This window comes from Rubripirellula tenax (genome assembly GCF_007860125.1).
Lineage (GTDB): Bacteria > Planctomycetota > Planctomycetia > Pirellulales > Pirellulaceae > Rubripirellula > Rubripirellula tenax.
This window is the reverse complement of sequence record NZ_SJPW01000004.1, coordinates 260,914-274,895: the sequence shown is the minus strand read 5'-3', so window position 1 is coordinate 274,895 and position 13,982 is coordinate 260,914. Positions and strand designations below refer to the sequence as shown.

General features: G+C 55.4%; 13 protein-coding genes. 4 read left to right on the top strand and 9 right to left on the bottom strand.

The genetic code is table 11. The features are described from left to right. Positions 1 to 22: 22 nt before the first annotated feature. Positions 23 to 664, top strand: a complete 642-nt coding sequence (locus Poly51_RS15560) for a hypothetical protein (protein WP_146458724.1) — start codon at positions 23 to 25, stop codon at positions 662 to 664. Between the two features lie 216 nt (positions 665 to 880). Beyond that, positions 881 to 1,798 (top strand): hypothetical protein, encoded by a 918-nt coding sequence (locus Poly51_RS15555; protein WP_186775586.1) that lies wholly within the window; start codon positions 881 to 883, stop codon positions 1,796 to 1,798. A gap of 7 nt (positions 1,799 to 1,805) precedes the next feature. Here Poly51_RS15555 and Poly51_RS15550 read toward each other — a convergent pair whose 3' ends face one another. From Poly51_RS15550 to Poly51_RS15510, 9 genes are all read right to left on the bottom strand, one after another. Beyond that, positions 1,806 to 2,921 carry an HlyD family secretion protein gene (locus tag Poly51_RS15550; RefSeq protein WP_146458723.1) on the bottom strand — a complete coding sequence of 372 codons (1,116 nt, stop codon included), beginning with the start codon at positions 2,919 to 2,921 and terminating at the stop codon, positions 1,806 to 1,808. Beyond that, positions 2,918 to 3,778 (bottom strand): ABC transporter ATP-binding protein, encoded by an 861-nt coding sequence (locus Poly51_RS15545; RefSeq protein WP_246114535.1) that lies wholly within the window; start codon positions 3,776 to 3,778, stop codon positions 2,918 to 2,920. Before Poly51_RS15545 ends, Poly51_RS15550 begins: the two co-directional genes overlap by 4 nt. Before the next feature lie 4 nt (positions 3,779 to 3,782). After that, positions 3,783 to 4,910, bottom strand: coding sequence for an ABC transporter permease (locus tag Poly51_RS15540; protein WP_146458722.1), 1,128 nt, complete (start codon positions 4,908 to 4,910; stop codon positions 3,783 to 3,785). A 129-nt stretch (positions 4,911 to 5,039) separates the two neighbouring features. Continuing rightward, positions 5,040 to 5,516 carry a hypothetical protein gene (locus tag Poly51_RS15535; RefSeq protein ID WP_146458721.1) on the bottom strand — a complete coding sequence of 159 codons (477 nt, stop codon included), beginning with the start codon at positions 5,514 to 5,516 and terminating at the stop codon, positions 5,040 to 5,042. A 36-nt stretch (positions 5,517 to 5,552) separates the two neighbouring features. Continuing rightward, positions 5,553 to 6,200, bottom strand: a complete 648-nt coding sequence (locus Poly51_RS15530) for a YdcF family protein (protein ID WP_146458720.1) — start codon at positions 6,198 to 6,200, stop codon at positions 5,553 to 5,555. A gap of 36 nt (positions 6,201 to 6,236) precedes the next feature. Then, positions 6,237 to 7,361 (bottom strand): FemAB family XrtA/PEP-CTERM system-associated protein, encoded by a 1,125-nt coding sequence (locus tag Poly51_RS15525; protein ID WP_246114534.1) that lies wholly within the window; start codon positions 7,359 to 7,361, stop codon positions 6,237 to 6,239. Further along, entirely contained in the window at positions 7,286 to 8,407 is a 1,122-nt protein-coding gene (gene wecB / locus Poly51_RS15520) for a non-hydrolyzing UDP-N-acetylglucosamine 2-epimerase (protein ID WP_246114533.1), read from the bottom strand. Before wecB ends, Poly51_RS15525 begins: the two co-directional genes overlap by 76 nt. Positions 8,408 to 8,514: 107 nt before the next feature. After that, positions 8,515 to 9,498 (bottom strand): SDR family NAD(P)-dependent oxidoreductase, encoded by a 984-nt coding sequence (locus Poly51_RS15515; RefSeq protein WP_146458719.1) that lies wholly within the window; start codon positions 9,496 to 9,498, stop codon positions 8,515 to 8,517. A 7-nt stretch (positions 9,499 to 9,505) separates the two neighbouring features. Then, positions 9,506 to 10,837 carry a nucleotide sugar dehydrogenase gene (locus Poly51_RS15510; protein ID WP_146458718.1) on the bottom strand — a complete coding sequence of 444 codons (1,332 nt, stop codon included), beginning with the start codon at positions 10,835 to 10,837 and terminating at the stop codon, positions 9,506 to 9,508. Between the two features lie 424 nt (positions 10,838 to 11,261). On the opposite strand from Poly51_RS15510, the gene Poly51_RS15505 reads away from it, so the two are divergent. Together Poly51_RS15505 and Poly51_RS15500 are read left to right on the top strand one after the other, a co-directional pair. Further along, the gene (locus Poly51_RS15505; protein ID WP_146458717.1) at positions 11,262 to 12,056 is read left to right on the top strand and encodes an N-acyl amino acid synthase FeeM domain-containing protein; all 795 of its coding nucleotides are present in this window, start codon (positions 11,262 to 11,264) and stop codon (positions 12,054 to 12,056) included. 100 nt (positions 12,057 to 12,156) lie between these two features. Further along, the gene (locus tag Poly51_RS15500) at positions 12,157 to 13,746 is read left to right on the top strand and encodes an FAD-binding oxidoreductase (RefSeq protein WP_146458716.1); all 1,590 of its coding nucleotides are present in this window, start codon (positions 12,157 to 12,159) and stop codon (positions 13,744 to 13,746) included. The last annotated feature ends 236 nt before the right edge of the window (positions 13,747 to 13,982 follow it).

Here is a 13,982-nt window from a genome sequence, read left to right as displayed (position 1 = left end):
GTTCCAATTAAAGAGACTTCCAATGCCGCTTCGATCTCCTCTGGTCGTGTTGTTCCTGATTTGCGGTTTGTCCAGCCCGTGTTTCGCCCAACAGTCGACCGCGGCCCATTCGGCTTCGGCCGTCCAAATCGTCGACGACTTCTCGCGAGCCGAGTTTCCCGGCCGAATGTTGACGCGCGGCAACTGGACCGTCGCTGATGGCAAGGCCAGCGTCGTTTTCAGCGACCCGCTGTTCCAAAAGTTCCAGGACCACGGCGCCATGGTCTCTTACCGGACGCCGATGAACGATGCCGAGGTCACGATCGAATTCACACCGAAAAATGCCGACGTGGTGGTCTTCACATTCGATGCCGAGGGTGGCGGACATGCGTTTCGAATTCGATTGATGGGTGACGAACGCCCTTCCAACGCGATGACTTACTCGGTCAACGATGGTGGCGAAAAACCAAAGCCCATGGTGCTCAACAAGATGCTTCCCAAGCTGAAACAGGGCGAGGTCAACACGTTGACGGTTAGCTTGGTCGGACAACAAGCCGACTTCACCGTCAATGGCGAGTCCTTTTCGGTATCCGATCCGCTGCTGGCACGAAGAAAGGCAATCACAAAGCTAAGCATCCAACACGGCGATTTGGAGGTGACGCGATTTGATGTCAAATCGCTTTGACATGGACGTGGCGGGACGGCGTTGTTTAAAAATCTTTTGAACCGTTATCACGAACGCATTCAATCCCGGCGCAAGTTCCAGTGGATTCGCCGGTGCCAACGGATGACGATCGAAGATCAACGCCAAGCTCTCCATCCAATCCGCATCGGCCTTGAGGGACGAGTGCAGACGAAACGAGCCCCGGCGAAGTTGCACTTGTAAGTCCTGGATCCCTCCATGCGTTCACGCCCATTTCGTTCACTCGTTGTCGCACTCTCGCTGTCTGCATTGGCTTCGGGAGGCTGCAATGTGCTGTCACCGAAACGGATTGCGGCTAAGCACCAATACGTTCCTCCCGAATTGGTCAGCGATACCGACGACCAGATCGAAATCGGTCGTCCGATCCCCTGGCTCGACACCGTTGGATGGGTCGTTGGCATTCCCGGCAAGGTGATGTTGTGGGACCGCCGTATCGACAATCACCGCATCACGTCGGACACGATGGAGACGTCGATTGACTACTTGGCGGCAAGCAATCTGCCCCACGTGAAGGTTCGAATCAACCAGTACGCGCCCCTCGAGGACTTTCGACGTTTGCGAAAAAACAAGACCGTGGCTTGGCCCTATCGGTACACGCTCGGGATTTTGGCGGTCGGTGGCGAAGCGATTCTTCCCGGACGAGTTGTCGGTGGCGATCACTTCAATCCCTTCACGCAAACCGTTCACATCTACAGCGACGTGCCGGCGATTGCGTTACATGAACTCGCCCACGCAAAAGATTTTACGCGGCGAGAGTACCAAGGAACCTACGCTCTCGCTTACACGTTCTTTCCGATGTGGCATGAAACGATCGCTTCTCGCGACGCAATGTCATATTTGTACGATCGTTCGGATGCCGAAGGGATCGCCGAAGCAAACCGAATTCTATATCCGGCCTACGGCACTTACGTCGGCAGCGCACTTGGCAACTTCGCCCCCGCGTATTCAATGCCGATCTATTACGGATCCGTCATCGCGGGCCACGTCAACGGACGCATGTTGAACCGGCAAATTGGTGCAGAAGTACAACGGCACCACGAAATTCTTTCATCGTCAACTCGTGAGCAGGATCGTACGCAGTTGGGTGAAACGGAAACGGCTTCGCTGCAATTGTAATCTTGCGTTACAGCGTTCCAATGACCGGTTTCGGCTCGGCATGATTGATCACTGCTTCGACGCTGGTCTCGTGATCCGGTTGATCGATCTGGATGATCGTTCGCACGGGCAACCCCACAGGCATCATTGGACTGTCGCTGTCCAGATCGACCCAGATACGTCGACTGAATGAATCCAGCCGCTCACCGGCCCATTGCCCGAACCGTTTCTTGCGGTCCATACGCGGTTCGACCTCGGTCACTGTGCCGCGAGCGATCACACCTTCGAAACACTCGGCGAGCAATTCGCAAGGCTGTCCGACCATCACCCTCAACGCGTCAAATTCATCGACCTCAGCAAGTACACGCTGACGCTGTGTGTTGCACATGATGATCAACGGTTCGACGATTGTTTCCACGGGAAGCTCGCCAACCCTGGCGTCAATTTTCAGGATCGTACCGTCGATGGGCGCAATGATCTTCGTTCGCCGCAATTGGTCTTCGGCAATCGACAGTTTCGCACGTGCTGCCCGCACCGCCGATTCGGCGGCCTCGATATCTTCTGCTCTGGCGGGATCTTGCAGCGATTTGAGTTGGTTTTTCGCGACGTCGGCTACCGCGCTCAGGCTTTGAAATTCAAACTTTGCGTCCTCGAATTCTTGTTCGCTGATGGCATCAGATTCGAAAAGGCGTTTGTATCGCGCAAGTCGAGCGGTTGCTGATTCCAATCGAGCGACGGCCGCATCAAATTCACGACGCGCCACATCGAGATCACTCTCGCGAGCTCCGTTCCTCAGACGCGACAATCGAGCCTGGCTCTCTTCTAAGACAGCCACGGCGAGGTCACGCTTGAATTCCAGGGACCGGCTGTCCAATGAAACCAGCAAGTCGCCGGCCTTCACTCGGTCGCCCAACCGAACGTGAACCTGTTCGATGGGTTCCAGGATTTGTGCGCGCAGGCCGATTTCCTCGGTCAAACCTTTGATGCGACCGGGCGCGCGGATCGTTTGCCCCACAAACCGAGTCGGCGTTGGTTTGATGACATCACTCTGTGTCGCGACGTTGTTGCGCCGTTGAGTTTCGGCGATTGCGATCCCACAACAGCACACGACAAGCGTGATCAAGATGGTGTTGGTTTGGCTCATGTCAACAATCCGTTTTCGATCTCACAAATTCGATCCGCATAGGCGGAAATTCGAGGGTCGTGAGTCACTACGATCGTCGCAGCCCCCGTCGAATCAACCAGCTCACGCAGTAGTTCCATCACTTCGCGTCCCGACTTGCTATCCAGAGCGGCCGTCGGCTCGTCGGCCAGCAGCAACCGTGGCGACGTGACCACCGCCCGAGCCAGCGCGACGCGTTGGCACTGCCCGGGACTCATTGAAGTCGGCAATTGATCGCGATGCGTTTCTAGCCCTACTCGCCGAAGCATCTCACTGGCACGCTCGCGAGCTTTCGCCAGCGGCATCCCTTGCATCGTCAGCGGGACGGCAACATTGTCTTTGGCCGACAATCCGCGGATGAGTTGAAATCTTTGAAACACAAAGCCGATGTTGTCGCGGCGCATCGCTGTCCGCTGGCTGACCGACAACAGATCGGCCCGCTGACCGGCCAAGTGGATCTCGCCTTTGTCACTTTCAAGTAGGCAACCGATGATCGATAGCAACGTGCTTTTACCGCTGCCGGAAGGGCCTGACAAGAAAACACATTCGCCGGCGCGGGCGTGAAAGTCGACGCCGTTGAGTACCCAATGTTTTTTGCCGCCGATGACATATCCCTTGCGAACGCCGATCGCGTTCAAGACGACGTCCTGTTCGACAGATCGCCGCGCGGGCGCCGCCGTTGGCACCGCGACAGGTGCCGGTGTGTGTGCAGGTGTTGGTCCAGGGACGGCAGCGGGCGCATACCCGTCGACGTCCATCGCCAAGTGAGCTGGCAAAACGCGAGGCACGACCGGATCGCCGGCCGGCATCGAAGCGTCAGATTGAGATTGAATTGACATGCGATCAGCCTTGCAAAATCGAATGAGGGTCGACCTGGCGAACTCGCAAATACGGCAACCCCGATGCAGCGAGGCAAATCACAAACACTAAAATTGCGCTGCCCGCATAGAGCTTTGGCGAAAACATAATCTCGGCACGCGGGGTGCTGAAAAGCTGTTGGATCACGATGCTTGTTACGATGCCGATCGCGATGCCGATGCTGGCAACAAGCGAGCTCTGAGCTCCCAAAAGCAACAAGATCTCTCGCTCGGTCGATCCGATTGCTTTCAGAGTCGCGAACTCGGTAATCCGGTCCAAGACCATCGCGTACAGTGTCTGTGCGACCATCACCAATCCGACCAACAATCCCAGAGCCGTCGCCGCACCGAAACTGATCCCCAACCCGGTTCGGGTCAGCCAGTAGTGCACGCTGCGATCGGCAAAGTCTTCCGCCGTCAGCGCCGTCACATCGTCAAGCCGCTGGTTGATCTCGCTGCAAACCGCATCGGCATCGACGCCTGGCGTTAAGCGAACCAAGAAGTACGATGCCATCGTGGGATCGCTGCCCGTCAATTCGTTGTGATGGTCGTACGTCGTGAAGACGTAGGGCGTGACCAAGAAACTGAGGATGCCATACGACTTGCCAATGATTTTCACGCGCCGTCCACCAAGTTCCCGAAACGAACCGATCGCAGGTGAATCGAGTTTGTCATCGTCGCAGGCGTCAACGATCACGCCGTGAATATGGCTGAGCGCGTCGTCAGGCCCTTCATGGAGTTCGTAGGCGCGACCAAGGTCGGTGTGGGGACTCAGCCCCACCACCATCGTGCCTTCAAAGCCACCACCGGGAAGCGTGATTTCGGAAAAGCCGATTCGCATCGGTTCGGCTTCGCGGACCCCAGGGATACTGCGCACACGATGAATCCACCGCTCGGGGATATCGTGCGGAAAGTCGACGTTGTGCATGCCGCGGTGTCCGACCCAAATGTCGGCATTCCCGTTATCGATCAGCAAGCTGGCCTTGCGGATCAATCCGAAGAACAAACCGCCTTGGATATTCACCAAAACGACGGAAAAAATAACGCCAACCAATCCGGCCACAAGTTTCCCGCGGTCGTGAAACAGGGTGCGCGTGGCAATGTTCCAAAGCATCGCGCTCGATCAAAAAGGAGAGGTATGAGTGGTAATTTGTAGCGGGCATCAGCAGTTTATCGGTGATACCGAACGCCATCTTTACCCCCGTTACCAAATTCGCTCCGTTCGAGTCGAGGCGGACTTCCACTACTGACGTCGCTCTAACGCCGTCACCTTTCGTTCGAGCCGTTCGACCCGTTCGGTCAAAATCAGCACCAATTGCCTCAAGTCGACTCCGTTCATCTGCGGCGCCGCGTCTCGCTCGGCGAAAGGATTTTCGTCCGTCTCGGCGGTCATTTCCGGCGCCGAAGCCCATGCTTTCAATTCACGGCGAATCGATTCCATTTGGGCATCGATCGCCGCCCTAGACGGGTGCCGAGCGCCCATCGACGCTTTGCTACGTTCCAAATGGCCCAGTTCCTCGGCCAACTGCCGACCTCGTTCGGTCAACAGAGCCGCCGGCGGAACATCGCCGTACCGAATTTTGTCGGTGATCGCTGCGGTGCTTCCGCCCTGTATCTCCGTTGCATCCTGTGCGTTGGCCCATCGGTGGCTGACCACGATCGCGCTCGAAGCAAAGAACGCCAGTCCCGCGGCACACAGACTTATTCGATAACGATTCATAACGTGCAATCTCTCAGCGTCGAGTTCTAGGTCCAGTTAAACGCATATCCAATAGACTAGCAATTTGGCGTACTCGATCCAAATCGGCGAGAACATTTCGCTGCCCTCGTTTGGCTCGCTCGCCGCGTAAATCGAGACTTTGCAATCGGGTCCAAGCGTGCGGCGAAAGCACAAAAGACTTCGGCGAGTATGCGGTGACGAAGTAACGACCACGATGTTGGCCGGCGTATTGAGCGCGTTGGCTAGTCCAACCGCCTCGCTTCGAGAGCTTAGCCAATCATCGGGATCCGCAGACACCGATCGGATCCGATCGGGTGGCACACCGAACAGTCCCAGGTAGGCAATTTCTCGTTGTAAACGAGATTCTTTTTGATGTTGGACGTAGTTGAAGCCGGCCAATTCGTCTTCGCGTAGCAAATAGATTTGTGAAACGCGATCCTCGTGAAACAAATCCGATGCCGCTCGCAATCGCTCCCAAACGGCGGGGCCGCCCGCCATAACGTATGCCAATTCACCTCGCGCCGTGACGTCGTGAACGTGCAGGGGGGAAATCAACCAACCTCGCACAGTGGGTATGGAGGTTGCCAAGCCAATGATTGCGAACGCGACCCAAGACAACCAAAATCTCAAACGCCAACGTCGTGCGCGTCGAGATTCGACGAGGCTTCGATCATCATCAGTCATGGCTGGGTTACTCGCGATAGTCGTCACCCGCCACCGTTAAGGAATGCCGCGAACGATCATCGGGCCGGCCAGCCGAGTTAACCAGACAGGAAGTTTTTGCCAGACTCGGATAAGCCTTTGATTCCCGCCAGCATCGGGACGCATGTCATTGGGATCGCCCTTTCGAACATAGTACTGCCACGTCGCTTCGTGCGGTAGCGCGCCCCACTGGGCCTTGAACCGATAGGTGCCGCTGCCTTGGCTGCTGCGACCAAAATCGAAGGTCTGACTTCCCTTTTCAATCGATCGTCGAATCAAGTGACGATACATCATCATATTGGCGTTGGTATGATTGAAGTCTCGCAAGCAACTGGCGCTGGGAACTTCGCTGACCCCCGATTCGTGCGTGATCAATCCGGCGGCAATCGTTTGGCCCGCCTTACGGACGACACAGAACTCGGCGTCTCCGTCGAACCGACGCACGATCGAAGCGAAAAGTCTCTTTGCGAATACCGGTGTTCCTAGGTCTCGCATATTGCGGGCGAACACGTCATAGAAATCGCCGACGAATTCGTTTCCACCAAAATGCACCGACAACTCGTGAACGTCGGCTTTCTTGATCTGGCTGCGGACTTTCGACTTCAGCGACTTGTCTTCGAAAATGGCGTCCGTTTCAGGTAACTTCAATCGCATGTGGACTTTGTCCGTTCGATCAAAATTGAGTTTCGGATGATCAAGTGGCACCTCGTGACGAAGTTCCAAATACTTGACATCAAGTTGGTCGGAAAGATCGCATGCCGCATCAACCAGCGCGGTTGCAACGTTGGTGGTCGCGGCCCAAACGCCGCCCGTGTTTAAGTACGGAAGACTGACCAAGAACTTGCCAAAAATGGGCCCCTTCACGTAAACCACGGGAAGCAGTCCCTTGGTTCCCGTCGCATCCGATGCTCGGATCAAATAGCCGCGGTGCCCAAACCCGTCGCCAAGCGCAGCAAGCCACTGCGAACGATGTCCTGCCAATCGCGGCATGGCGCACACTGGCGGCATCGATTCACTATCACTGGCCCAATCGAAGTCTGAGGCCAAGACTTCAATGTTCATATCGGTCAACTCTTGCACACCGATCCGACCAAGGCATCCGCTATCCGAACCGCCGCGTTGCCATCCCACAATGTCGGGCACTTGCCGACCTTGTAAGTCCCCGCCAACACCGACTCCAGTTGTTGTCGCAGTTTGGACGCAGACTGACCAATCAATGTGCCCGAACCCTCGTCGCAGGTGACCGGACGTTCGGTGTTTTCTCGCATGGTCAAGCAAGGTACGTCCAACGCCGTGGACTCTTCTTGTAATCCGCCCGAGTCCGTGACGATGACCTTGGCTTGCGACGTCAAACAAAGAAACTCGAGATAGCCCATTGGATCAAGCAGACGCAGCTGGGCATTGCTGGCCAACATCGATTCGAATCCGAACTCGGTGATCCGAGCGCGTGTTCGTGGGTGTACGGGGAACACCAACGGCAATTGATTCGAGATGCCCGCCAATACCTCCAGCAACTCATGCAACATTTTCGGATCATCGACATTCGACGGCCGATGCAAAGTAACCACGCCGTAATTTTGTGGCGACAGACCGAGACGGGAAAGCGTGTTTTGGGACTTTGCTTTTTCCAAGTGAACCAACAACGTGTCAATCATCACATTGCCGACTAGGTGAACACGCGATTGTGGATGACCTTCGCGAATCAGATTCTCGACGCCCGCGGGTTCACTACACAGCAACAGATCCGAAATCGAATCGGTGACCATTCGATTGATTTCTTCAGGCATCGAACGATCGAAGCTCCGCAAACCCGCTTCGACGTGTGCCACCGGAACGTGAACCTTAGTCGCTGCGATTGCCGCTGCCATGGTGGAATTGACGTCGCCGACCACAACAAGGCGGTCGTAGGGCTCGTTTCTTTTCGCCGCTTCGACCAACACATCTTCGATCGCGACCATCACGTCGGCGGTTTGACGTGCGTGCGAACCGGAACCGACATTCAGCGACAAATCTGGTCGTCGAATCCCAAGATCATCAAAGAAGACATCCGACAAATTTCGATCGTAATGTTGCCCGGTGTGAATCAGCGTCGTCACCAAACTTTCGCGCGCATCAAGCTGCCGAAGGATCGGCGCGATCTTCATAAAGTTTGGGCGTGCGCCCGCAACGATGGCAAAGCGTTTTGGCAAAGGATTGTCCTCGGGATCGATAAAATTGGTCTGCAAGCTGATGGCTATGGGGGATAGAGAGTGGCGAATCAGAGGACGTCACTGCCCGACTGCCCTTTGCCCGACTACTACGGCAACCGTATCGCGGCCGACCACGGCTTATTCGATTGGTACCAGTCCACGCATGCAGCCAGCCCCTCATCCAATCCAACAGTCGGCTGCCAACCAAGTTGCTTCTGTGCTTTCGCAATATTGGCCTGGGTCGTCGTGATGTCGGCCTTGTGAAATGTTCGATGGGTCAACTTGGCTTTCTTCCCAAGTAGCGTTTCCAACTTTTCGATGATCGCAAGCAGGCTGACCGGTTCGTTTCCGCCACCCAAATTGAACACTTCAAAGCCGACTGGCTTGATTGCCGCAATCGTGCCGCGAGCAATGTCATCCACGTAAGTGAAGTCGCGCGACTGCGTTCCATCGCCAAACAATTCGATCGGTTCACCCTGGTCAATCCAATGGATGAATCGAAAGACGCACATGTCGGGGCGGCCGGCTGGGCCGTATACCGTGAAATAACGACATACAGAGACATCAACGTCGTAAAGATGATGATGCGAGTGCGCCAACATTTCGGCGGCCTTCTTCGAAGCCGCATAGGAAGAGATCGGTGTATTGACCGACAATGTCTCGTCAAACGGCATCGGTTGGCCGGCATACAGCGAAGAGGTGGATGCTAGCACGAGCTTGCCGATCGACCGTCGACGCATCGACTCTAGCAAGTTCAGCGTCCCCATTAGATTCGTCGTCATGTAGACACGCGGATTCTCCATGCTGTATCGCACGCCGGCCCGAGCGGCCAGATTAAGCACCGCGTCAAACGGCGCCGAATCCATCAGCGATTCAACATCCGGCTCGTCTTCGATGTCCATCGCCCGAAACGTGAATCGGTCGTTAGCGAGTTGGTCAACGCGATGCTGCTTCAGACTGACATCGTAATAATCATTCATGTTGTCGACCCCGACCACATGGTGGCCCTGATCCAACAACATTGCTGTGACTCTGGAAGCAATGAAACCGGCGCAACCGGTGACGAGATAATGTTTAGATTGGCTTGTCATCGATCGCTTAGGTTTTGCGAATTTTTTCGCGATGGTTGACGACGTCGACGGTCGCATTTCGAGTATCGACCACCAAAGAAGCATTGGCGACAATATGGTCGTAGTCGAAGTCCGAGTGGTCCGTCGCAATGATGACCGCATCCTGAGACGCCAGGAATGCGGGCGTCAATTTCTGGCTTTCCATCGGCGGTAAGTCGTAATGCCGCATCTTCGGCAATGTTGGCACGTGAGGATCGCTGTAGGTCAGTTCGGCGCCGTGTTTGAGCAAGATTTTCATCAAGTCAAATGATGGGCTCTCGCGAGGATCGTCGACGTCTTTTTTGTACGCCACACCCAACATGCAGATCTTGCTGCCATGAATTGGCTTTTTAACCTCGTTCAAAAATTCCATCGTACGCGCAATCACGTACTGGGGCATCGAACGATTCACTTCACCGGCCAACTCGATGAACCGTGCGTTCAATCCCTGTTTGCGGGCTAGCCACGACAAGTAAAAGGGGTCGATCGGGATGCAGTGTCCACCCAAACCCGGCCCGGGATAGAAAGCGTGGAAACCGAACGGTTTGGTTTTCGCCGCGTTGATGACTTCCCAAATATCGATGTCCATGGAATCGAACAAGATCTTCAACTCGTTGACCAAAGCGATGTTGACGGCGCGGTAGATGTTTTCAAGTACTTTGGCAGCTTCGGCGACTTCACAACTGCTGACTGGCACCGTTCCTGCAACCGCCGATTCGTACAGTGCTCGAGCGACTTCCAAACTTTCGTCATTGATCGCGCCGACGACTTTCGGAATTCCAGCAGCAGAGAAGTTCGGATTCCCAGGATCTTCACGCTCAGGACTATAGGCAACGAAGAAATCGATTCCTGCTTTCAAACCACTTCGTTCCAAAATCGGAACCATCACATCACGCGTCGTCGTTGGATAAGTCGTGCTCTCGAGCACAACCAGTTGCCCTGCTCGCAACGCCTCCGAAATCTTCTCGCAAGTCTGAATCACATATCCCAAATCCGGATCGCGTGCATCGTCCAGAGGTGTTGGGACGCAAATCAACAAAACGTCCGGTTCACTCATGCGCGCCATATCGGCGGTAGCGTCGAACTGCTTCTTAGCAAGCCAATTGACGATCTTTTTGCTGTCAATGTGCTTGATGTAGCTCTTGCCACCCTTGAGCGAGTCCACCTTCGACTGATCCACATCGATGCCGGTGCATGTAAAGCCCGCATTGACGAAAGCGTCAATCAGCGGAAGCCCTACATACCCAAGGCCAATAACACCCACATTGCATTTGCGATCCGTGATCAGTTTCAGAAGCGAAGAGCAGTGCGTTGATTTCATAGGGTTGGAGCGGCTGAGAACCGGATCGAATAAAGAACAAGGTCAGAAGGAGAGGGGGTGGGACCCAGTGTAGCTCGGCATTCGCCAAATCAAACTAGGGGCAGATTCATCTTTCCAGCCTGGTGGCAAAACTTTGTCGATTCATTCGCATTTTCGAGTGTTCTCGGCGATTCGGTCGGTAGCGACGTGTTTTTAAAAGGGCCGCTAACCCGCCGAAAGAGGTCGTTTCGGCGACTTGCAGGGGCTGGGAAACCAAGTTTTGGGGCAACGGAGACACCCGTTTCCTCGACTCCCTCCCCCCCCGCCTTATCGTGAATTCGCAAGCACCAATTCGAAATTTTTTGGGGTGAAAGGCCTTGTCGGCGGCAAAAAAAAGTTCGTATCACCGTTCTGATCTTCTAGTCCTATTCGCGAGGGTAATCCCATGGAACAAACCGACACAAATCAGCGCTTTGGTGCGATCTTGGAAACTGTCGAAAAACCGCCCGAAGTCTTTTACGGACGTGTTCGAGTTGCGGGATCGACCAACGTGGATTTCGTTCGGTCTCAAACAGCCGCAACGCGAGATGATTTCGCAAGCGCGTTTCGTCTGCTCCAGCAACGATACGAAGATGCGGGCCTGTCCAGGCACAATCGCCAACGCATGCGGATCATGGATTTTCACCTTAGCGGCGATTCCCAGGTATTTATCGCCACGTATCGCGGCGAAGTCGTAGGCACCGTCACGCTGGTTCTTGGGCACAGTCGCCTGCCGGCTGCTTCGACATACCCCAAGGCGGTCGCCAGACTTCAGCAAGAAAGTGGCTTTCGAGTCGGCGAAATCACGTCCCTGGCCATCGATTCGGATAAAGCCCCGCGAGGCGAGGTTTTTGGCCAGCTCACTCGCCTTTCAATCTCCTTCGCCCGAGCCCAGGGTTTGGAACATCTGGTTGCCGTGGTGCATCCCCGGCACGCGCGTTTCTACACCCGCGCCATGGGGTGTGAAATCATCGGACGTGAAACTCCGTACGTCGCCGTCGGTGGAAAGCCGGGAATCGCCGTCGTCGGAAGCGTTAACGACCGTTCGCGGTACAGCCCGAGGTGGCGCGATTATTGCCTGGATGGAAACTTCGCGGACAACGACCTGCAAAGCCGCCCCATGCACCCCGACGACGCGGCACACTTCGCCCAATCAGCCGTCGAGTTAGCTTCCGCTACCAAGGCGAAGGCTGCGGCCTAGCCGCCGCAGGAGGCTTGCGGGCATAGAAACCTTCCATCTTTTCACGCGGAGAAGGGTGACATAGTCATGTCTCCCTTCGCTATCACAAGGACGCAAACGCATGTCATGGTCACCGTCGTTACCCGCTGCGACGGCACCCTTCGGGGGAGCGAGTCCCGTATTGGGCAACTCGCCTGATGGAGGCTGCGAAACCCCTTTCGCGCGGTCACTCGACGCGGTTAGAGATCAGTTGGCGAACTTGTTCCCCGACGGCCGATTTTCCGATGCAAATGCCGTCCGCAACCGCTACGCAAAAACGACATTGCCTCGGTCGACGACGCCGCTTGGTGTCGTATGGCCGGTCAACCGTGACGAAGTCAGTTCGCTGATGCGGATCCTTTCGAGTCATCAAATCCCCTGGCACACGATCTCTCGTGGCCGGAATTGGGGGTACGGCGATTCATGTGCGTCGGGCGATGGTCATCTGATCATTGATATGGGCGAAATGAATCGTATTGTCGAAATCAATGAAGATTTGGCCTACGCAGTCATCGAACCAGGCGTCACCCAAGGACAACTAGCCGACGCACTGAATTCGTCTGGATCGCGGCTAATGCTTGATGTGACAGGTGCTGGCCCAGATGCCAGCATTGTTGGAAATGTCCTTCAACGAGGCTTTGGTCACACGCCCTACGGGGATCGCACCGCCCACGCTTGTAACTATGAAGCAGTCTGGCCCGATGGAAATATGACGCGAACCGGTTTCGGAGACATCGAAAAGACGACGGTTGGGCATGTCTATCCCTATGGGCAAGGGCCAAATTTCCAGGGCGTTCTTGCGCAAAGCAATGCCGCTGTGGTCACTCGAATGACAATTTGGTTAATGCCCCGGCCACAGCGAATCGATGGATTTGCATTCAAAACAGATGACCTAAGCGTATTCGCCCGAATGGCGGACCGGATCGGGAAGCTCCGCCAAGAGAACGTGATTGGAAGCGTTGTTCACCTTGCAAACGATCTACGAGTGCTATCATCGCAAACGCAAGTGGCTGGGGATGGTAACGCTCTCGATCGCCGAAAACCGTTTACTGACCGTCAACGCGCCTACCGTGCGAAAAAGGCAGGGGTGGCTAAGTGGAATGGACTTGGCGGCCTCTACGGGACGAACCGTATCGTCGCTGCAAAGCGGAAGGACATCAAAAAAGCCCTCTCCGGCATATGCCCCGTGCGATTCTTTCGCCAACGGCACGTAAACGCCCTGAATTTTGCGGTCGATCGAATGCCAAGCTACGTGATCCCCGAACGGATTCGCAATTTGACCGCCGCTGTAACTGACGTTTACGACTTGCTTAACGGTAAACCATCAGCGAAACACCTCGAAGGTGCTTTCTATCGAAACCGCCCCGATTCGGGAAACGTTATCGACGTTGGCTTGATGTGGATCGCCCCGGTGATCCCATTTCGAAGCGGTGACGTCTTGCGACTTACTACGGAACTTGAGCCGATTGCCAGCCAATTTGGCTTCGACTTGCCGGTAACCATCTCTCCTGTAATCCCGCGAGCGGCCGTCGCGGTCATGAATTTGTCATTCGACAAGTCGGACGCTGACGAAGCGAGTCGTGCCGAGCATTGCTATGGCGCCATGCGGCAACGGCTCGACGAAATGGGATATCCGCTATACCGAACGTCTTCGATAAAAATCGCGGCGTAAGCCGCAACCCGGATTTCGGTTACGTCCGCACTGGTAGCGTCTTCTGTGATACCCGTGGGATCCCCCTTTTTCAACAGGCTGTTAGGCGTGGCACGCGGTAACATGGATCGCACTGCTTCGCAGTTCTATCCCGGCGAACGGCGTCTGCGGGGCCCATTTGGGTTGATCGAGCCAACACACGGTCGCCCAATAAAAAAAGCTCGCGACCGAAATCGCGAGCTTCTAAGGTTCAAATT